This window comes from Lactococcus sp. KTH0-1S, from assembly GCF_052544945.1.
In genome coordinates this window covers 1,940,589-1,961,358 of record NZ_CP195165.1, presented here as the reverse complement: position 1 = coordinate 1,961,358, position 20,770 = coordinate 1,940,589, and the positions used below count along the sequence as shown (strand labels likewise).

Annotated in this window: 17 protein-coding genes and 1 tRNA gene; 17 read left to right on the top strand and 1 reads right to left on the bottom strand. The window is 35.8% G+C overall.

Translation table 11 applies throughout. The annotated features are described in order from the left end of the window. Positions 1 to 109 precede the first annotated feature (109 nt). From ACRYLU_RS09435 to rpsO, 17 genes are all read left to right on the top strand, one after another. Positions 110 to 4,201: a phage tail tape measure protein gene (locus ACRYLU_RS09435; protein WP_445080908.1), complete on the top strand. Its 4,092-nt coding sequence runs from the start codon at positions 110 to 112 to the stop codon at positions 4,199 to 4,201. Continuing rightward, on the top strand, positions 4,201 to 5,742 hold the full coding sequence (locus ACRYLU_RS09430) for a distal tail protein Dit (protein WP_445080907.1): 1,542 nt from the start codon (positions 4,201 to 4,203) through the stop codon (positions 5,740 to 5,742). Before ACRYLU_RS09435 ends, ACRYLU_RS09430 begins: the two co-directional genes overlap by 1 nt. After that, complete coding sequence (locus tag ACRYLU_RS09425; protein WP_445080906.1) at positions 5,742 to 9,170, top strand: phage tail protein; 3,429 nt, start codon at positions 5,742 to 5,744, stop codon at positions 9,168 to 9,170. The genes ACRYLU_RS09430 and ACRYLU_RS09425 overlap by 1 nt, the downstream gene beginning before the upstream one ends. An 11-nt stretch (positions 9,171 to 9,181) precedes the next feature. Further along, entirely contained in the window at positions 9,182 to 9,409 is a 228-nt protein-coding gene (locus tag ACRYLU_RS09420; protein ID WP_118263435.1) for a hypothetical protein, read from the top strand. Between the two features lie 13 nt (positions 9,410 to 9,422). Then, entirely contained in the window at positions 9,423 to 9,743 is a 321-nt protein-coding gene (locus ACRYLU_RS09415) for a hypothetical protein (protein WP_118263436.1), read from the top strand. Between the two features lies 1 nt (position 9,744). Beyond that, positions 9,745 to 10,206 (top strand): phage holin, encoded by a 462-nt coding sequence (locus ACRYLU_RS09410; RefSeq protein ID WP_118263437.1) that lies wholly within the window; start codon positions 9,745 to 9,747, stop codon positions 10,204 to 10,206. A gap of 9 nt (positions 10,207 to 10,215) precedes the next feature. Beyond that, entirely contained in the window at positions 10,216 to 11,127 is a 912-nt protein-coding gene (locus ACRYLU_RS09405; RefSeq protein ID WP_445080905.1) for a GH25 family lysozyme, read from the top strand. A gap of 91 nt (positions 11,128 to 11,218) precedes the next feature. After that, entirely contained in the window at positions 11,219 to 11,623 is a 405-nt protein-coding gene (gene arsC, locus ACRYLU_RS09400) for an arsenate reductase (thioredoxin) (protein ID WP_064974053.1), read from the top strand. A gap of 95 nt (positions 11,624 to 11,718) precedes the next feature. After that, positions 11,719 to 11,925, top strand: a complete 207-nt coding sequence (locus tag ACRYLU_RS09395) for a hypothetical protein (protein WP_270331527.1) — start codon at positions 11,719 to 11,721, stop codon at positions 11,923 to 11,925. Further along, complete coding sequence (locus tag ACRYLU_RS09390) at positions 11,915 to 13,579, top strand: DpnII family type II restriction endonuclease (protein WP_270331528.1); 1,665 nt, start codon at positions 11,915 to 11,917, stop codon at positions 13,577 to 13,579. The genes ACRYLU_RS09395 and ACRYLU_RS09390 overlap by 11 nt, the downstream gene beginning before the upstream one ends. A gap of 243 nt (positions 13,580 to 13,822) precedes the next feature. Continuing rightward, positions 13,823 to 14,050, top strand: a complete 228-nt coding sequence (locus ACRYLU_RS09385) for a hypothetical protein (RefSeq protein WP_445081391.1) — start codon at positions 13,823 to 13,825, stop codon at positions 14,048 to 14,050. A 121-nt stretch (positions 14,051 to 14,171) separates the two neighbouring features. After that, positions 14,172 to 14,597, top strand: a complete 426-nt coding sequence (locus ACRYLU_RS09380) for a universal stress protein (RefSeq protein ID WP_017864806.1) — start codon at positions 14,172 to 14,174, stop codon at positions 14,595 to 14,597. Positions 14,598 to 14,935: 338 nt separating this feature from the next. Beyond that, positions 14,936 to 15,009, top strand: a tRNA-Ile gene (locus tag ACRYLU_RS09375). Positions 15,010 to 15,257: 248 nt separating this feature from the next. Then, positions 15,258 to 16,532, top strand: coding sequence for a 16S rRNA (cytosine(967)-C(5))-methyltransferase RsmB (gene rsmB / locus ACRYLU_RS09370; protein WP_445080904.1), 1,275 nt, complete (start codon positions 15,258 to 15,260; stop codon positions 16,530 to 16,532). 80 nt (positions 16,533 to 16,612) lie between these two features. Next, positions 16,613 to 17,389: a Stp1/IreP family PP2C-type Ser/Thr phosphatase gene (locus ACRYLU_RS09365; RefSeq protein ID WP_038602007.1), complete on the top strand. Its 777-nt coding sequence runs from the start codon at positions 16,613 to 16,615 to the stop codon at positions 17,387 to 17,389. Continuing rightward, the gene (gene pknB, locus ACRYLU_RS09360) at positions 17,389 to 19,269 is read left to right on the top strand and encodes a Stk1 family PASTA domain-containing Ser/Thr kinase (RefSeq protein ID WP_278227670.1); all 1,881 of its coding nucleotides are present in this window, start codon (positions 17,389 to 17,391) and stop codon (positions 19,267 to 19,269) included. Before ACRYLU_RS09365 ends, pknB begins: the two co-directional genes overlap by 1 nt. Positions 19,270 to 19,450: 181 nt before the next feature. Next, positions 19,451 to 19,720 carry a 30S ribosomal protein S15 gene (rpsO, locus tag ACRYLU_RS09355; RefSeq protein WP_010906184.1) on the top strand — a complete coding sequence of 90 codons (270 nt, stop codon included), beginning with the start codon at positions 19,451 to 19,453 and terminating at the stop codon, positions 19,718 to 19,720. A 78-nt stretch (positions 19,721 to 19,798) separates the two neighbouring features. Here rpsO and proC read toward each other — a convergent pair whose 3' ends face one another. Continuing rightward, on the bottom strand, positions 19,799 to 20,587 hold the full coding sequence (gene proC / locus ACRYLU_RS09350) for a pyrroline-5-carboxylate reductase (protein WP_445080903.1): 789 nt from the start codon (positions 20,585 to 20,587) through the stop codon (positions 19,799 to 19,801). Positions 20,588 to 20,770: the final 183 nt, after the last annotated feature.

Below are 20,770 nucleotides of genomic sequence, written 5' to 3'. Positions count from 1 at the left end.
GAAAACCTTGTTTAACACTTTCTTATATACATTAATTAAAAAACGCTACTTTTTAAGGGCGTTTTTTGTTTATCCTTGAATTAACGATAAAAAGTTCAAGGAGAAAGCAATGGCAGATACACCTTTAGGGAAAATGATAATTGAAATGGGCTTTGATGATTCCAGCTTTGCAAAGGGTGTTACCGGGGTTAGTAAGCAATTATCCGCCTTAAAAAATGATTTAAAAACTTCTCAAACATCATTTTCAACATTTGGGAAAGGTGTTGACGGAGTTAAAAGTCCAATGGAAGTTCTAACAAAATCCATTGAGACACAAAAAAGACAATTAGATTTACTCAAAAAATCTTATGACGGTTCACTTGTTGATGGGAAAGCAAGCTCTAGCACTCAAAAATATGCGGCTGATATTTCAAGAGCAAGTGCTCAGATGGCTCAATTTAAAGCACAGTTAAAGTTAGCAGCAGAGGAACAGTATAAACAAACATCTCTGTTACCTAAGCTATCGACAGGATTTCAAAAAGTAAGTGGTGGATTAAATTCGATCGCTTCTGTTTCTACTCCTGCTTCAGTAGCAGTCACTGCAGTTTTCGCAAAAGGAATTCAAGCAGCAACTAATTTCAATGGTAAGATGACTGAAATCCAAGCTTTATTATCAGATGGAACACCAGCAAGTGTTCTTTCTAAGCAAATGGATACTTTATCAGATAAATCTAAACAATGGGCTAGACAATACGGTATCGATACCACATCTATCAATGATGGTATGGAAGAAATGATTAAGCGAGGTTATGATTTTAATCAAACCGTTGGGGCTATGCCTGCGGTATTAGATGCCTCAAGAGCCTCAGGGGAAGATTTCGGAACAGTAATGTCTGCATCAACTGCTATTCTTGAACAGTTTGGTTTAAAGACTGAAGATACAGCATCCATGATGAAAAATACCCAACGTGTAACGGATAGTTTGACATTTGTAGCCAATAAAACATCCGCAGGTTTTGAAGACATGGGAATAGCAATGGAATATGTCGGACCCGTTGCTCATTCTTTAGGTATGAATGTTGAACAAACTGCTGCCGCAGTAGGATTACTTTCAAATAATGGTATCGAAGGAGAAAAAGCTGGTACATCACTTCGTGGTGCTCTATCTCGCTTGTTAAAACCTACTAAACAATCTTCGGCAGCTTTTGAAGAACTTGGCATTAATATCAATGAGTGGAAAAAAGGAAATATCGGTTTACCTGATATGCTCGATACCATCAAAAAACATACCGAAGGTATGACAGATGCAGAAAAAAGTTCATTAGTTGCTAAAGCGTTTGGTGTAGAAGCTCAAACAGGTATGAACGTGCTGATTAACCAAGGCGGAGATGCATTACGCAACTTAACCAAAGAAACTCAAAATGCAACTGGTTATACTAAAAAGCTCGCAGACCAAATGAACAATTCTGATAAGAATGCTTTTAATAAAGCTAAAGCGACTTTGGAAGTGTTATCCATTGATTTAGGTCAAAAACTCTTACCTTCAATCATTCCAGTTGTTAAAGAAATAGATAATTTGGCAGGCTCATTTTCAAAACTAAGCCCAGAAACTCAACAATTCATCATTAAAATGGCAATAGCAGCGGCCGCAGTTGCTCCAACAGCGAAAGCTTTGAGTGGATTGACAAGTATTATTTCGGGAGTTACTGGAGGTTTGGCAAGAATCGGAGCAAAAGGAGCAGGCGAACTCGCACTTAGAGGAATTGCTACAGAAGCAGGAGGTGCAACTGCTGCGATAGCTGGAGGTGGTGGACTATCTGCTTCCTTAGCTGGAATCTATCCAATATTAGCTGGTTTAAGTCCAGTGGCTGTGGGTGCATTAGGCGTAGCTGGTCTAGCTGGGCTAATTATCGGCGTAAGCAAAGCTGTAGATGAAGCAAAAGATAGAGTTAAGTTCTTTGGCCAAGTTGAAGTTCCAAAAGAAACTGTTGATAAAATAGATGATTTTAGGGATAGGATTGACAAAGCCAAGGTAGCAATGGAAGAGTTCGGTACCGGAAGCCAAAATTCAGCTCAAAAAGTTAAAGATGCTATCAATTCACTTTCCGAAGGAACAAAAGGTGATATTGACAAATCAACTAAAGAACTTGAAGATGCAATGAAACGAACGGGTTATACCGCTGACCAAATTGCTGAAATGAAAAAAAGAGGTGAAAGCGCTAAGTCTGTTGTAGAAGCTGCTGCAAATGATATTTCACAAGTTTACATCAATGCCAATAAACGTGACGAAAAAAATAGAGCATTGACAGTTGATGAGCAAGCTCGTGTAAGTTCTAACATGAAAGTTATTTTCGAATCAGAAGCTGATGCACTTAAAATAACGGGTGATAAAAAGAATACTTTAATGAAGGCTCTCAATGGCGAGTTCAATAATATGTCTAAATCTCAAGCTCAACAAGTTATCAATGACATGCGAGGGATGAGAGAACAAGCAAATAAAGAATATGACCAACAAGCCGCAGACCAAAAAAAATTGCTTGATGGTCATATTATCACTCAAGATACCTATAACGAAAATATGGCTGCTGCAGAACAAGAACGTGTTGACAAACTAAGCAAATATGGAGTAGCTGTCGCTAAAGCTGAGGATGTAATCAGAGGGAATCTTAAATTAGGTGAAGCAGGGTATAAAGAATGGCGTGAAAATGCTGAAGCAGAAATGGGCCTATATGGTGAATCATTCGATGAGGCTTTGGCTAAAGCTGGAGATGCAAGCAAGAAGTTAGGCGATAATGGCAAACTCTTAGCCAAATATACTACTGGTATGTCGGATGACGCCAAAAAAGCCAATGATGCATGGAATAGTATTATTTTTGACCCTAAAACTGGGGAAATCAAAACAAATGCTCCTGAAGTTATAGCAGAAGCTGTTAAATCTAAAGAAGGTTGGGATAATATGCAGTTCATCTTGAAGAACGCTAATTTAACAACGAATGCCAGATTTACAGTCGCAGAAGCTTTAATTGCTAGTGGGCAATGGGACCAGCTTTCTCCTGAACAAAAGAATTTGGTTGTCAACAATCAACAAGGATTGCTTGCTATTGCTGATAGTAGACAAAACATGAAAATTTGGAATGAAATGCCAGATTCTGTTAAGAAAATCCTTGGTGATAATAAAGATTTCTTACAAAATAAAGAAACTGCCCAACAAGCTTTAACTGGTTGGAATACACTTCCTGCTCAAACTAAAAAATTATTAGGTGATGATACTGACTTTTTGAGTAAAAAAGGAAATGCTACCGGAGCATTAAACTCATGGAACTCTATGCCAGAAAATGTTAAAAAACTTCTTGGTAATGATGCAGATTTTCAAAACAAAAAAGGAGCGGCTGCAAGTGCGTTAAAAGCATGGGATGCCATGCCTGAGAATGTTAAGAAAATGCTCGCTAATAACTTTGATGTATTAGCTAAAAAAGAAGGGGCTACTAATGCAATTCTGCAATGGAATAATTTGCCTGCAGATGCAAAAAAATTATTAGCAAGCAACCAAACGGCAAGTGGTGTTAATTCAGCTAATTCATGGATACAAAATAATTTCCTTGGGAAAACTGTCGATTTAAATGCCAATGACAGTGGAGCAAGAAAAACATTGAGTGGATTCTTAGGTGATATTCCGACTTCAAAAACAATTGATTTAATCATAAATAAAACAAACAACGCTCAAGGTACACCATACCATCCGGGCGGACTTGCTATGGTTAATGACCAAAAAGGACCGACTTATAAGGAATTAATCAGCCTTCCTAATGGAGTAAGTTTTATTCCAGAAGGTCGAGATGTGACAATGCCACTGCCTAAAGGAACAAAAATTTTAAAAGCTAGCAAAACAGCACAACTTATCCCTAAATATTCCGATGGGACTGGAGGAATTCCGGCTGATGCGAAGATATTTAGAGATATGCGAGCAGTTCAACAACAGTTAGTTGTTAGCGCTCCAGTTGTTGATAATAGTAGCCAGCTTAATGTCATCATTGAGTTACTTAAATTAATGTCAGGGAGTAATAACGAGTCATTAATCAAAGCAATTCAATCTTTAGCAAATCGCCCAATCAATGCAGTATTTGACAAAGATGAGGCTGCAAGAGCGCTAACACCGTCGATTACAAAGCAACAGTATATTAACCAATCAATCGATAATATCGTAAACGGAAGGAGGAACTAATGAGCAAAGTTATTAAAGTTACTTATGGAGATAACATTCTTTCAGATTTATTCGAAAGTGTAACTAACATAAAACGTGACATCGGCTCAGGCTGGACTAATAATACGCAAGCTAAAAAAGAAGGAGTTGATGTCATCACATCATCTCGTGGGCCAAGAAATATCTCTTTTGATTATTTGATAAAAGGAACATTTTTTAGTGAGATAAATGCAAACAAGCAAAAGTTAGCAAGTTATATCAATTCAGAAGATACCTTAGGCTTAGTATTTGAAGATGAACCAAATAAAGTCTGGTATGCATTGCCAGACGGAGAACAATCCTATGAGCCAGAATCAAATAAAGGAACACTAACCTTTTTAGTTCCTTCTGGCCACGCAGTTTCAAGTTTTACAAATGTCCTTAATTTATCTAACTCTGGTGGAGCAAATGGAATAATTACTCCTAGCACAGTTGATGGATCAGTAACAGCGGTTATTAAAAATAAAGGTACGCTTCCGGCTTGGTTACGTTTTAAGGTAAAAAACGTTCAAGAAATTGGATATATTGGTATTGTAGCACCAACTGGAGTTTTTGAAATGGGAAATATCGAAGAAGCAGATGGAGTTATAAAACCTGAAAGTGAGTATCTTTATGATAGCAAGGATGATACAACATTTTCAGCTTTTAAAGATGTTGCTCCTGGAACTGTCAATCCTCAAAGTAACTTACTCGCAACTAACGGTAAAATTGAGTTTCAAAACGATGGGCTTAGATTAAAAGATGCAGGAACTGCAACCTCTAATCAAATTATTGCCGGTGGTATGAAAGTGATGACTTTACCTGCAGATTCAAACGGTCATGTAGGAGCGGTTAACTTTTACTCTTACTTTAATTTATTTGCTTGGGCAACTGCCTTTGGCCAGACTGGGGTTCTACAAGTTCTGTTCACAGATATTAATGATAAATTGGTGGCTGGCTATGGAATTATTAAACCAGATAAATCAGGTAATATCGCTGTTATGAAAGGCTGGGTAGGCGGAAACAATCCTCACGAAGTTATTAGTCGTGACTTTGCAGCCAATAACGGAGAAGGGAGTGGTTCCGGTTCATATAACAATACTCAATTCAACCAAAAAACTGGGCATACTGACTTTCGTAAAAGTGGGGCGAATCTTGGATTCTTTTGGAAAGGTTCGAGAATTCCTGCTTATGTTCCAGAATTAGAAAATACAGAAATTGCCAAAGTTTATTTGTACATCGGACAATATACAAATTCCAATAAATTCATGACCAATTTAGCAATTAGAAATATGTCTTATCGAAAAGATAATGTAGATGTTTGGCATAATATTCCAAACCGCTATGCGGCAAATTCAGAAATAAGAATAGATATGGGGGAAGGAAGTATTCTTGTTAATGGTATTCCTTCATTGACAGAGATGGTCAATGGTTCTAACTTTCTTATGATTCCACCGGGAGAAACAACCATCGTTACTGTGCCTTCAAATTTTGTTAGTGTTCCACTTGAAATTGAATATAGCTGGGAGGAGAACTATTTATAATGTTAATTAATGTTTTAGATGTAAATTTACAAAAAGTCGCATTTTTGAGTAATGATGTTCCTGGACTTCCAAATTATTATGATGATGAATTTCATGAATATCGTGACCAAGGTGCTGCTACTTTCAAATTTACAGTAAAGAAAGTTATCAATAACAAACTTCAATCCTATGCTCGATTCCTAAATGGTCAGTCGTATTTTAGTTTCCGAATTGATGGTAATGATTATTTGATGACCCCTGCTTCTGAACAAGCAATCCACGAAACAAGTGAAGAGATTTCATTCTTTTGTGTCTCTCTTGATAGAGAACTAATGAGCGAGCAATCTAACCCTCTGGTTAATACATCGAGCCATAGTATCCAGTGGTATTTTGACCAAATGGGGTTGATATCAAACACTCAGATTACAATTGGGATTAATGAAGTTTCTAATTTGGCACGAACCATTAGCTATGATGGACAAGAAACAAAATTAGCTCGTCTAATTTCTGTTATTGGAAACTTTGATGCAGAGTTTGAATTTATTACTAAGCTTAATAATGATAGTTCTCTCGATTCTGTTACGCTCAATATTTTCAAAGAAAATGATGGGTTGAACATACAAGGTGTAGGCAAAAAAAGAGATGATGTTCGTCTAATATTTGGTGAAAACATTCAAGCAGTAGAACGCGATGTTAGTACAGAAGGCTTTTTAAACGCAACAACTGTAACCGGGGCAGACAATTTAAGTTGGAAAAGTGCTTCATTCAGTTATATAAATGATGACGGAGTGGAAGAATTTTATAAAAGAGCAGGAGATAATACAGCGTATGCACCACTATCTGCCAAAATATACCCAGCTCAATTATCAAAAGATAAAGATGATATTTGGACACGAATAGATTTTACTACTGAGTATAAGAATGTAAATGATATGTGGGCTTATGCGGTACGCCAATTTAAGCAGTATGCTTATCATCAAGTTACTTATACTGTGACTCCATCATCAAAACTAGTAAATGCAGAAATTGGAGATGGCCCCCCACTTGCAAAAGGCGATACAGTCATCATACAAGATAATAATTATATTGACATTGATGGGAATGTAGGACTGTTATTATCTGCTAGGGTTTCAGAAAAAATAGTATCTGAAACCCATCCTGAAAATAATAAACTTATTTTTTCAAATTATAAGAAGCTAAATAGCGAAGTATCCACAGACATCCAAGCCATAGTTAATCAGTTGGTCGATGCAGCTACTCCATATATTGGTAGTATCGACACAACTAATGGCACACAGTTCAAAAATGGCACTGGTTCAACAACCTTATCTGCTCATATTTTTAAGGGTTCTGCAACGACTGAAACAACAGCAGACAGTTACGAATGGTCGAAAGACGGAACGGTTGTCGCTCCAACTCAAACTATCACAGTTGATGCAAGCGGAGTTGGGGATAAAGCAGTTTACAGCTTTAAAGCGACAGTTGCGGGCAAAGTAGTCGCAAGTCAGTCGGTGACTATCACTAATGTTAATGACGGAAAGGGCGGTGCTGATGGTAAAACATCATACACTCACGTAGCTTGGGCTAATAATATAACAGGCACTGACGGTTTCACGACCGTTTATCCGAATTTGAATTTGTTGAAAAACACAAAATCACAATCTTACACTTCTACTGGGACGGCAAATAATAACTCATCTAATAACTACCCATTAGATGGAATTATAGCTGATATATTAAATAAACCGCTTACTATTACGTATAGTTATGCGATTACAAACTCATCAGGAACTTGGTCAGGTATGATTAGACCTACTTATGGTTTAGGAGGTACAAATCAAAGTGTTAGTAATACTAATCTAAGTGGTACTCATAAAGAGACAGTTACTTTAACAAATGTGGGTCAAAGTTCGTATGGAATCCTAACATCAGGCTTACCTGCTGGAACAAAAGTCACAATTACAAATTTAAAAGTCGAGTTTGGTTCAACTGCCACTCCACACATGCCCTCAGCTAGTGAAGTCACAACTGCTGACTGGCCAAGCTACATTGGTCAGTATTCAGATTTCACAACTACAGCATCCACAGACCCTACTAAATATGCGCCTTGGACTGTATTTAAGGGGAATGACGGTGTTGGAATAAAAACCACTGTTATCACCTACGCTATTTCAATAAGCGGAACGATAGCGCCGACTACTGGTTGGACAAGTTCGGTTCCAAGTCTTGTAAAGGGGCTATATCTCTGGACGAAAACAGTCTGGACATACACGGACAACTCATCTGAAACAGGTTACTCAGTAACTTATATTTCTAAAGACGGGAATAACGGTAATGATGGAATTGCTGGTAAAGATGGTGTTGGTATTCTGACTACGACCATTACTTATGCAGGCTCAACAAGTGGAACAACGGCACCGACTAGCGGTTGGACTGCCACAGTTCCGACAGTTGAAGCAGGTAGTTATCTGTGGACTAAGACTGTTTGGGCTTATACGGATAATACCAGCGAAACAGGGTATTCAGTCGCTAAAATGGGAAGCGATGGAGCAACAGGGCCGCAAGGTCCTCAGGGGAATACTGGACCCCAAGGCCCAACTGGCCCTGCTGGAAGTAATGGTAATCCCGGTAAAATCGTTTCCGATACTGAGCCAACAACACGCTTTAAAGGCTTGACTTGGAAATATTCAGGCACCGCAGACCTTACAGCGAGTGACGGAACAGTGATTAAGACAAATACTGAGTACTACTACAATGGCACTCACTGGATGATTAACTATTTAAGTGCGAATAATTTTGAAGCTAATTCGATAACTGCTGACTTAATTGATGCAAAAAATTTAACCATAACTGATGGTGAATTTGTCAGCACCATAATCGATGGGCCAGTTCAAATCCAGACAGAAATCAAAGATGATCATCTTCTGATTTATAAAATGGATACTTCACACAATGAGATACATACAATTGCACTTAAATCTGATTCGGGCTTGGGCATGACGTATCAGAATAGTGATACAGGCGAATATACAAGTGCCGGTGTTAATTTCCAAGGTTTGTTTATGCAAAACAACATTACAAATGAATTTGCACGCCTTACACCTCAAGGCACAAAGTTATCAACTGATGTTCCTTGGACAACCTTGTCTCCAACAAATGGCTTTAGTGGCGGTTCAATTCAATTTTCTGTGCAAAATGCGGTCGCTTATTTCTCTGTTTCAGGGCTTGGGGTTCCAGCAATGTCAGCCAACCAATGGTACAGAATTGCAACTTTGCCTACAGGAAGCTCAGCTATTCCCAAGACTGACCGTGTAACTGTTGCTTTTGGTAATGCATCTGTTTGGGGATTCTTAGTCAACTCTGCAGGAGGTTTATACGTTCAATGTAAAGCAGCTGTATCAGCAACTTCAAACTTAGTTAATGTTTTGGCACCATTCCCAATCGGATAAAAGGAGAAAAAATGGAAAAAGTAAATACAACAAATACAACAACTGACATCTTTGTTGGCGATAAGAACGTTGGTAATTTCACCCTCACAACGTTCAATAACGGGACAATGAATGCAAGTTTCATGATTAATGACCCTACAACATTCCACAGTTCGGCAGAAGCAGCTCAAGATTTGGTTAATTTGGTCAATGATTCAATCAGTCAATCTAAGGCTTTAACAACAATAAAAGCTAATTAGAAAGTTGGGGTTTATGGAGGTACTAATTCATGATGCACTCTATTTTATGAGAGACATTATTAATTATTGGCCGGCTATCGTTTCAGCGAGTGGGATTGTAGCCCTAGGTTATCGCAAGCTTAATAAAAGACAAGATGAGCGAGATAAGGCACAAGAAGAGCAACTGCTAGTTATGCGGCAAGAAATTAAACGAATTGAATTTATGCAAGCAGTAACTTTAGATTATGGTTTGCAAATTGTTGGAAGTATTTTTGATGAATACGAAGAAATGGGAGGAAATCATTACCTCCATAGTGTTTATGAAAAATATAAAAAAGAAAAAGAGGAAAAATAAAATGGATCAAAATTTAATGACAATCTTTAGTGGTATCTTAACCTTAGCTGGTTCTATAGTGACTTACTTCATTTCACAGGCCGCTAAAAAACATAGCAACGTGAAAAATATCGATGCATTAGCTAAACTGGCTAATCAAGCGGTAAGCTGGGTACAAAAAAATTATACAGATAATCCCGAAAAGTTATCTGAAGCCATTAATTATGTGACAGAAGAAGCTAAGAATCTTAAAATCAAGACTAATCCAGCTCAGATTGAAGCACAAATTGAAGCTTCTTTGGCTCAGTTGAAAAAGAACTTTACTGCTGACCCAGCTAAAACAATTAAAGATGTTGCGCAAGCTACATCTGAAGTTGCTCAATCAGTATCTAAAACAGCGGATAATATTTCTACCAATGCTGAAGAACTCGCTTCACTTGTAGAACCAATCATTAATGGAACAGAAGGACTTACTGAAGAATAGGAGACTAGTATGAATGGATATGACATTTCCAGCTATCAAGCAGAATTGAATGCTGGAATTGTTCCTTCTGACTTTGTATTTATTAAAGCTACTGAGGGAACAAAATATATTAATCCAACTTGGCGAGAACAAGCTGGTCAAGTCACTCAAGCAAATAAGCTTCTAGGATTCTATCATTTCGCTAGCACTGGCAATACAATTGCGGAGGCAGACTTCTTTATCAGTGTTGTTAAAGACTATATTGGTAAAGCAATTCTCGTCTTAGACTTTGAAGCTAGGGCAATTAATGCATGGGGAAATGTTGGTGCTCGTCAATTTTTGAATCGTGTAAAAGAAAAAACGGGCGTTTATCCAATGATTTACATGTCTGCAGAAGTTACTCGTCAGTTTAATTGGAGTACTATTTCAAGTAGTAATGCTTTATGGGTTGCTCAATATGCTTCTACAAGTCCTACAGGCTATCAATCAGAACCTTGGTCAGACGGCAAAGGATATGGTGCTTGGAGTTCTGCAGCGATTCATCAGTACAGTTCATCAGGAACTTTAATGAACTGGAACGGACAGCTTGATTTAAACTTGGCTTATATTGATGCTAATCAATGGAAACAACTAGCTGGCGGAAATTCTACAGAACAAAATAACAATAACTCAAATTCAGAATTGGAGGATGATGACCTTATGAAGTTTACCTATAAAATTATCGATGCAAAAACAAATAAATCTCAAGGAACGGTTTATTACTACGATGGGAATAAAATAGTTGCTTTATCTAATGAAGACCAGCTTAAAATTATTCGTCAAATCTACAAAGATACAACAAGAAAGGATATGAAGCATTATGACTGGCGGACTGATGCACCTTGGTATGTTCGTTTCATGCAAGCGATCAATCAAAAAACAGTGGAAGTTGCTTGGAAATAAAATTAACCCTGACTTCGGTCAGGGCTTTTTGTTATGGTAAATCATAAATTAAGGTATAATATATTAAGAAAATTTAGTAAGGGAATATATTATGAGAAAAATTTACTTTCTTTGTACTGGGAACTCTTGCCGCTCACAAATTGCGGAAGGATATGGGCATAAATTATTAAAAGATTGGGAAGTGAAATCTGCAGGTATAGAAACTCATGGATTAAATCCAAGAGCTGTACAAGTTATGGCAGAAGAAGATATTGATATTTCTCAACAGAAATCTGAACTTATTGATATAGATTACTTTAATAGTTGTGATTTAATTATTACTCTATGTGGAGATGCATTAGATAAATGTCCAATGATTCCTAAAGGAGTAAACCACGAACATTGGGATTTACAAGATCCAGCTCGAGCAAAAGGAACAAATGAAGAAATTTTAGAAGAGTTTAGAAAGACTAGAGATTTAATAAAAGACCAAGTAAAAAAATTAACAAAAGTATGAATTAGCCCCCGCTTCGGCGGGTGTTTTTTGTTTTGAAAGTTTACTTTTGACAAATTATAGTGATCGCGCTATAATGAAATTTAAGGAGATAGATTATGTCATATGTTGGTTCAGCTCAACAAAAAGCAGATAAAAAATATAGGAAAAAAATAGCCTTGGATTCAGAAAAGAAAAACGAACAAAATATAAAGGCACAGTATAGAAGCGCAAAATCTTATATTAAAAATCACTCAACTCTAGCAACGATCATAGAACTCCAAGAATTATTGGAATCTAGAAAGGCACTTCTTAATGAAAAATGAAAAAGTTACACCTTTTGTAAAATGGGCAGGGGGGAAAACTCAATTATTGGATGCAATTTTTGCTTTAAAACCTAAACATTACAATAATTATCATGAACCATTTGTAGGAGGAGGGGCATTTTTATTTAAAGAATTGCCAAACTCTGGGACGATAAATGATTTAAATGATGAGTTGATGGCAACCTATCAAACAATAAAAAGTAATTGTACTGAACTTATAAAAATATTAAAAAATTTAGTTGAAACCCATAACTCTTCAGATAATCCACATGATTTTTATTATAAAATAAGAGATTTAGAAGTTTTCTCCGATTTTGATAAAGCTGTTCGCTTCATATATTTGAATAAAACAGGATTTAATGGGCTGTATAGAGTTAATAATTCTGGAAAATTTAATGTCCCTTATGGTAAAAAGGACAAGTTAGAAAACACAACGGTGTTTTCTGAAACAAATTTAAAAAGAATTTCTTTATATCTAAGGACAAAGAATATAAAATTATCTAGTGTTGATTTTTCTTATGTTTTAGAAGCAGCACAAGAAGGTGATTTTGTTTTTATAGATAGCCCATATGACCAAAGTTTTGTAGATTATACTAAAGAAGGATTTAATCAAGACGAACATAGACGTTTGTCTGATGTTGTCCATAAACTCCATCAAAAAAAGGTTAAGTTCATGTTAACCAATCATAATACGAAGCTTATTAAAGATTTATATAAAGATTTTTCCATCTATGAGCTACCAGTAAATCGAGCAATCAATTCTAAAGGAACTAATCGAGCAAATGCTGCTACGGAAGTTATAATTGTTAATTATCCAATAACAAAAGAACAAGAGCGCAATTTTGAAATAACAAAATTTTTCAAGCAATTAAAACCAACAAGCTATATATTGAATAACTATGTGAATTGGGAGAAAATAGTTAACAGGCTTGAAGATAATGACTTGATGTTAAATGATTTAAATTATTTATTTGCTAGTAATATTGTCGAATTTACAAATCAATTTGAAAAATTATATAAACGAAATCCAGAAAGTTTTTCTATTTTACCGTTACTATTGGCTTCTAGAAGTTCGGAATTTGTATATTTAGAAGCGGATGCAAACATTACAAAATTCGATTATACAAATAGGGATTCTGTAGAAAACTTTTTGAGGGATTCTGGATTGAGAGATAATTTATTCATCAATCATCAAAAAAACAGAAATATGCGAGAATATTATCTAGGGTTGGAAGTAGGATTGACAAGCGCAGATAAGAAAAATCTCTCAGGTAAATGGGCAAGTTCTCAAATATCCAATTTACTTTCTCAAAATAAAATTGAATTTGAACGTGAAGTACCATATAAAAACGTGATTAACATTAATTTAGAACGTGACAAAAATTTTGATTATGTTTTTACGGTCAATAATATCACTTACTGTTTAGAAATCAATTTTTTCAATACGTCAGGTTCAAAAATAAATTCTGAGGCCGCTAGATGTGAAGAACTAAGTAGTACTTTTGAAAACTATGAAGGCTTGGAGTTTATCTGGGTGACAGATGGTATAGGTTTAAAAAAACATCAAAGTCAAATCAAAAAAGCTTTATCTAAAATAAAACATATGTTTAATTTTGTAACCTTTGAGAACTTTTTAAAAGAATTAAATGATTAATTTGTTTTCACCTTACTCGTGAGGTGTTTTTCATTTATAAAATATTAATTTAACTTAACTATTAAAAAATGAATGCATTTATTTAATAGTTAAGTACCCCTTTTCTATGCAATTTTTATTGACAATATTGGGTTATAAAATATAGAATAGAGGTGGTTTAATTATAAATCGCAAAAACATTAGAGAGGAGGAAAGTTATGGCTGGAAATAATAGCAGACCTACCATTCAATCAAGTGGTTATAATGGTAGCGAACCTACGAGAGTTTGCCCAAAATGTGAACGAGAAAAACCTATTAGTGAGTTTGGTTTTAGAGATATGGGCGATGGAAACATCAGAAATCAATCCTGGTGCAAGAAGTGTCGTTGACAAAAAAGGTAAAATGATTACCTTCGCCCTCCGGGGCGTTTTTCTTTACAACGAAAACGGAAAGTTATATAATTTTTATATTCCAAAAATACTTTTTTCATAAATTCATTCCGAAGCGTCCCTCTCCTAACTGGGGTGCTTTTTAATTCTAAAGTTTGCAAACGCATTCAAAAAATGATAGAATAAAATTGTGAAAACAATAACATTTACAGGAGGTGCCTGAGATGAAAGATGTTTACAAGAAAATTCTGGTTCCAGTTGATGATTCAAACCAAGCTATGAATGCGCTTCATGAAGCGATTGCAGTTGCCAAAAGGAATGAAGCTGAATTATTTATTCTGAATGTTAAAGATGAAACAAGGTTAAGAGGAACCTCAATTGCTTTAGCAATGAGCCTAGATGAGATTGAAGAAGAGTCAAAACAAATTATCAATAACCTAACTAAAGATTTTCCTAAAGATGTCGCATTTCAAACGGTAACTTTTATAGGAAATCCAAAGAAAGATATTGTTAAATTTGCTGAAGATAATGCAATGGATTTAATTGTGATTGGGGCAAATAGTAAAAAATTAGTAGATCGTATTTTGATTGGTTCTACAACTTCTTATGTTGTTGAAAAATCACCATGCAATGTTATGGTTGTAAAATAATCTTCTATAATTATTGACAAAATCTAATCAGGGAGTTATAATAAGTTACCCTAAACAATCTTTGAGAATTTTTGCTGATAAAATGCTCAAGATAAAACTCCTAAGCGCCTATTACTATAGGCGTTTTTTTGTGCTATAATAAATTCGAGCGGTTTAGAACTCCTGCTCACCTCAACTTTAAGCTGCTCTTCGGAGTGGCTTTTTTTATTTAGTGAAAAAGTTGTATAATAGTTTTAGTGGATGAGTAAAAATTCAATTACACACACTTGATAATCTGCGGTTCCATCCACACAGATCTTATATAATAACCAAGATAAGTGCTACAGATTATCATACTCGGTTCTTTAGCTTAGTTGGTTAAAGTCCCCCGCTCATAACGGGGTTAGCGCTGGTTCGAGTCCAGCAAGAACCATAAATGAAATGTTACACGTAATAGTAGAAACTCCTTGAAAGGAGTTTTTTAGTTACGTTAATTAAAATAAAAAAACTGTATATCTAAGGTATACAGCCTCTTGCCCGACAAAAATTAGTTACGTTTTTAGTTACGTTTTAGAAGTAACTCATAGGTATTCATTAGCACAATAATTTTTATAAATCCCACAAAACAAGGTTTAGCGGTATCTATTGACATTTATTGACACAGTATGCCATAATAGCTCTATGACAAAAAATGCAAGACAAACCGCACTCGATGTATTGAATGACATTTTTGGCAATGACGCTTATGCCAATATTTCATTGGATCGAAATTTGCGAGATTCTGAACTATCCACAATTGATAAAGCTTTTGTGACTGCCCTTGTATATGGAGTGGTTTCTAAAAAGGATTTATTGGAGTGGCATATTACTCCCTTTTTGAAAAAAGAACCAAAACCTTGGGCAAAAATGCTCTTATTGCTTACAGTTTATCAAATCTTATTTATGGATAAGGTCCCAACTTCGGCAGCAGTAGATGAAGCAGTCAAAATCGCTAAACGTCGTGACGGCCAAGCGACGGCTAACTTTATCAATGCTGTGTTACGCAATTTCATGCGTTCTGAACATCGAAATGAAGAACCAAAGGATTGGGAAACAAAATATTCAATGCCCAAACTTTTATTGGATAAAATGGTTCGTCAATTTGGTGGAAAAAGAACAGGAGAAATTCTAGAAAGTCTTGAAAAGCCAAGCCACGTTAGCTTACGAAAAATTGACCCAACCGTAGAAATTGCAGGAACGCGTGCTTCTCTACTGACAGAAAGTGCTCTAATTGCTGACAGTGGAAATTTTGCAATGACAGAAGAATTTCAATCTGGCAAAATTACGATTCAAGATGAAACAAGTCAATTAGTTGCCCCTCAACTTGATTTAGAAGGAGCAGAAGAAGTTCTTGACGCTTGTGCAGCTCCTGGTGGTAAAAGTACTCATATGGCTCAATATTTAACAAGTGGCCATATCACGGCACTAGATTTATATGATCATAAACTTGATTTAATTAATCAAAATGCAGAGCGTCAACATGTTGCGGATAAAATTACTACTCAAAAAGCCGATGCGACAATGATTTTTGAAGAATTTGGTTCAGATAAATTTGACCGAATTCTTGTGGACGCTCCATGTTCAGGTATTGGATTAATTCGACGCAAACCAGATATTCGCTACAGAAAAGAAAGTTCGGATTTTGTTGATTTACAAAAAATTCAGCTAGAAATTCTGAACAGCGCCTCGAAAAGCCTGAAAAAAAGTGGTATAATGGTATACAGTACTTGTACAATTTTTGATGAAGAGAACTTTGACGTTGTTCGTCAATTTCTAGAAAGTCATCCTAATTTTGAACAAGTTGAAATTTCTAGTGATAAGGCAGATATGATTAAAGAAGGATGTATTTTTATTACTCCAGAAATGTATCATACAGATGGCTTTTTCATCGCGAAATTTAAGAAAATAGGCGAATAACTGCTGACAAATATTTTTTTTAATTCTGTCAGTAATTTTTAGACCTAAAAATAAAACTTTATTCTTGTTAAGGAGAAAAAGTGGAATACAGTATTTTATCAGATATCGGTTCAAAACGTAGTACTAATCAAGACTATGCCGGTACTTATGTCAACCGTGCAGGTTATCAGCTTTTTTTATTAGCTGATGGCATGGGAGGACACAAAGCAGGTAATGTCGCAAGTAAACTTACCGTAGAAGATCTCGGCAAACTTTGGTCAGAGACATTTTTTGATGCGGGAACACCAGAAGCAACTCTTGAGATTTGGCTAAAAAATCAAGTTCGTAATGAAAATGAAAATATTGCCAGTCTTGGAAAACTTGACGAGTACCAAGGAATGGGAACGACCCTTGAAGCTTTAGTTATTAAAGCAGGAATGCTCGTTTCTGCCCATGTAGGTGATAGCCGGACTTATTTAATTCGCGATGGTGAATTAAATAAAATAACTACAGACCATTCTTTAGTTCAAGAGCTTGTAGATGCAGGACAAATTACCGAAGAGGAAGCTGAAGTTCATCCGAATAAAAATATCATTACTCGTTCACTTGGGCAAACTAGTGAAGTTCAAGCAGATATTCAAGTTTTAGAACTTCAAGTTGGAGACATTATTTTGATGAACTCCGATGGGTTAACAAACATGGTTTCAACTACTGAAATTATGGAAGTTTTAGAGCGTGAAGATTTAACTTTAGATAATAAATCTGAAGCTTTAGTTCGTTTAGCCAATGAACATGGAGGTTTAGATAATATTACCGTCGTTTTGATTAAGTATGATGAAACGTCAGAAAGCGAAACACCAACGCAGGAGGTTAGTTGATGATTCAAATCGGTAAAATCTTTGCCGATCGTTATCGGATTATCAAAGAAATCGGACGCGGCGGAATGGCGAACGTTTATCAAGGTGAAGATACTTTTCTTGGTGACCGCTTAGTTGCAATAAAAGTGCTACGTTCAAATTTTGAAAATGATGACATTGCGATTGCTCGTTTTCAGCGAGAAGCATTCGCCATGGCAGAACTTTCACATCCAAATATCGTAGGTATTTCTGATGTTGGTGAATTTGAAAGTCAACAATACATTGTCATGGAATTTGTTGACGGCATGACACTCAAACAATACATCAATCAAAATGCACCTTTAGCCAATGATGAAGCTATTGAAATTATTACTGAAATTTTATCAGCAATGGACATGGCCCATTCACATGGTATTATTCACCGGGATTTAAAACCACAAAATGTTTTAGTTTCCAGTAGTGGAACTGTAAAAGTAACGGATTTTGGAATTGCGAAAGCACTCTCTGAAACTTCACTTACTCAAACAAATACAATGTTTGGTTCGGTTCATTATTTATCACCAGAGCAAGCGCGTGGTTCAAATGCGACTGTTCAATCAGATATTTATGCGATTGGAATTATTTTATTTGAACTTTTAACAGGTCAAATTCCATTTGATGGAGATTCAGCAGTTGCTATTGCTCTAAAACATTTCCAAGAGAGTATTCCAAGCATCATTAATCTCAATCCAGAAGTTCCGCAAGCTTTGGAAAATGTTGTCATTAAAGCTACAGCAAAAGATATTAAAAATCGCTATACTGATGTAGAAGAAATGATGACTGATGTGGCAACTTCAACGAGTCTTGACCGTCGTGGGGAAGAAAAATTAGTTTTCAATAAGGATCATGATGAGACTAAAATTATGCCTGCTAATTTAATCAATCCATATGATACTAAACCTCTGATTGATAAAAAAGAAGAAGAGGATTCATCAACAGGTGAAAAAGCTATATCCTTAGAAAAAGGAAATAAAACCAAAAAACCTAAAAAAGGTCTGATTATTGGTCTGATTATTCTCCTCTTAGTTGTTGGCGGTGCTACTTTGGCTTGGGTTGTATCAACACCAACCAATGTTAAGGTACCCAATGTAACAAATTCCACACTTAGTCAAGCTGAAATTAAAATTAAGGCTGCAAACCTTAAAGTGGGGACAGTTCATAAACAGCAAAGTTCAACGATTGATGAAGGAAAGGTTATTAAAACTGATCCAGATAAAGGGACAACCGTAAGATCCAACAGTTCAGTCGATATTTATCTTTCCACAGGAAATGAAGATATCATCAAAATGAAGGACTTTGTCGGTGAAAAGATCGATGAGGCGATGGCAACATTACTTAAGGATTATGGTATTGATGAAAGCCAAGTCACTCAAACCTCCGTTCCTAGTGATTCTTACCCAGCAGGTACAATCATTAAACAAAGTCCTAAAAAAGGTTCTAGTTTTGATACCAAAGGGAGTCAAAAAATTACCTTTGAAGTTTCAAGTGGAAAACAAGTTGAAGTTCCAGATTATAAACCGAACGGTCAATATATGACTTATTCACAGTATCAAGCTGCCTTAAAAGCTGCAGGTTTCACTAATATTACACTAGATCCTCAAGCGACAACAAATCAACAAGCTGATGGTTATGTTTACTCAGTGTATCCAAATGTAGGAACATCTGTTGATCCAACTCAAGAAATTGTAGTCACTTATAGCGTCTATAATGCTCCAAGTTCAAGTTCAACAACTTCTGAATCAACAACGACGCCTGAAACATCGTCAAGCAGCTCGAGCTCCACAACAACAACTCAGTCATCACCAGAGAATGCTAATAGTAGTAGTACTAAAGAATCTTCAACAACTACATCAAGTAGTTGATAAAAATAAACTAGGAATCTCATATTCCTAGTTTTTTGATAAATAAGTTAATTGACAAGAAGCTTGTAAAATTAGGTAAAAAAGTGTATCATAGTAGAGTAGTTTTTTACAACCCGTTCTTGGTTTCATGCTTGCCAAGCTGTCACTCGGACTGGGCAATACAAATAAAGGAGAAAAACTCATGGCAATTTCAAAAGAAAAAAAACAAGAAATCATCGCTCAATACGCTCGTAAAGAAGGCGATACTGGTTCACCTGAAGTACAAATCGCTGTACTGACTTGGGAAATTAACCACCTTAACGACCACATTAAATCTCATAAAAAAGACCACGCAACTCAACGTGGTTTGATGAAAAAAATCGGTCACCGTCGTAACCTTCTTGGATACCTTCGTGGAAAAGACGTTCAACGTTACCGTGAACTTATCGCTTCATTGGGACTTCGTCGTTAATAAAAAAATGCCATTTGGCATTTTTTATTTTATAAACTAAAAACTAAAAGGAGTGTTTTCCTTCTAGTTTTTTTATTTTTAAAGATTTTTTTCTTTTTCAATAGTAGCGCTAATAGCATCAATAACTGTTGCGATAAAGTGGTTTTGTTCTAAACTTACCACACCAGCGACAGTAGTTCCACCAGGACTTGAGACTTTATCAACTAATGACCAAGGATTTTCACCACTTTGGAGAATCATTTCAGCTGAAGCGCGAACCGTTTCGGCAACAATTGCTGTGGCTTGATCTTTAGGAAGACCATGCAATACACCGGCACGTGCCATGGCATCAATGAACATATAAATAAAAGCAGGGCTTGAACCGGCAATTGCTGCAAATGTTGAAAAATCTTTTTCAGCAATTTCATGGACAGAACCAGTTGCTTTAAAAATTTCTTGAACCGTAGCATAAGCAGAATCATCAACAAATTCATTTTTGACAATGGCTGATGTTGACTGACCAATTTGCGCATTGATATTTGGCATCACTCGGATGATCGGTTGATTTTCTGAATCAGCCAGATGTTTCAAATCAGATAAAGTGAGTCCCGCAGCAATTGAGATTAATGTTTTATCTTTAGTTAAATGATTGATTAATTTACTTAAAACAGAGGGAAGTACTTGAGGTTTAACTGATAGAATGATAAAATCAGATTCTTGAACGAGTTCTTCATGATTATTTGCAGCCGTAACATTAAGAGATTCCGCTTGAGTTTGAGTTTTTGTTAAATTATGTCCGGAAATAATGATTTTGAATTTATTTTTGTCAAGTCCAGAAATAATAGCTGTTGCCATTTTTCCAACTCCAATAAAACCTATTGTTTTCATAAATAAAATCCCTTCTTTTCTTTTCTTTTCGTCCATTTTATCATAAAAAGTAATAATAAAGCATTTTAGTAGCACCGTAAAATAGAACAGATTTTTTTCTAAGTCTTACTACAAGCTTGTATATTTAACATATATTGAGAGGATTTGAATTAAAAAGATAACGAAAATGCGCCTTGATTATGG

Excerpts from the sequence above, each read along its gene's own strand:
- ACRYLU_RS09385 (WP_445081391.1), top strand. The coding sequence starts at position 13,823 with ATGGTAGCGAACCTACGAGAGTTTGCCCAAAATGTGAACGAGAAAAAC.
- ACRYLU_RS09420 (WP_118263435.1), top strand. The coding sequence starts at position 9,182 with ATGGAAAAAGTAAATACAACAAATACAACAACTGACATCTTTGTTGGC.
- rpsO (WP_010906184.1), top strand. The coding sequence starts at position 19,451 with ATGGCAATTTCAAAAGAAAAAAAACAAGAAATCATCGCTCAATACGCT.
- ACRYLU_RS09405 (WP_445080905.1), top strand. The coding sequence starts at position 10,216 with ATGAATGGATATGACATTTCCAGCTATCAAGCAGAATTGAATGCTGGA.
- arsC (WP_064974053.1), top strand. The coding sequence starts at position 11,219 with ATGAGAAAAATTTACTTTCTTTGTACTGGGAACTCTTGCCGCTCACAA.
- pknB (WP_278227670.1), top strand. The coding sequence starts at position 17,389 with ATGATTCAAATCGGTAAAATCTTTGCCGATCGTTATCGGATTATCAAA.
- rsmB (WP_445080904.1), top strand. The coding sequence starts at position 15,258 with ATGACAAAAAATGCAAGACAAACCGCACTCGATGTATTGAATGACATT.
- ACRYLU_RS09425 (WP_445080906.1), top strand. The coding sequence starts at position 5,742 with ATGTTAATTAATGTTTTAGATGTAAATTTACAAAAAGTCGCATTTTTG.
- ACRYLU_RS09435 (WP_445080908.1), top strand. The coding sequence starts at position 110 with ATGGCAGATACACCTTTAGGGAAAATGATAATTGAAATGGGCTTTGAT.
- ACRYLU_RS09380 (WP_017864806.1), top strand. The coding sequence starts at position 14,172 with ATGAAAGATGTTTACAAGAAAATTCTGGTTCCAGTTGATGATTCAAAC.
- ACRYLU_RS09415 (WP_118263436.1), top strand. The coding sequence starts at position 9,423 with ATGGAGGTACTAATTCATGATGCACTCTATTTTATGAGAGACATTATT.
- ACRYLU_RS09390 (WP_270331528.1), top strand. The coding sequence starts at position 11,915 with ATGAAAAATGAAAAAGTTACACCTTTTGTAAAATGGGCAGGGGGGAAA.
- ACRYLU_RS09430 (WP_445080907.1), top strand. The coding sequence starts at position 4,201 with ATGAGCAAAGTTATTAAAGTTACTTATGGAGATAACATTCTTTCAGAT.
- proC (WP_445080903.1), bottom strand. The coding sequence starts at position 20,587 with ATGAAAACAATAGGTTTTATTGGAGTTGGAAAAATGGCAACAGCTATT.
- ACRYLU_RS09395 (WP_270331527.1), top strand. The coding sequence starts at position 11,719 with ATGTCATATGTTGGTTCAGCTCAACAAAAAGCAGATAAAAAATATAGG.
- ACRYLU_RS09410 (WP_118263437.1), top strand. The coding sequence starts at position 9,745 with ATGGATCAAAATTTAATGACAATCTTTAGTGGTATCTTAACCTTAGCT.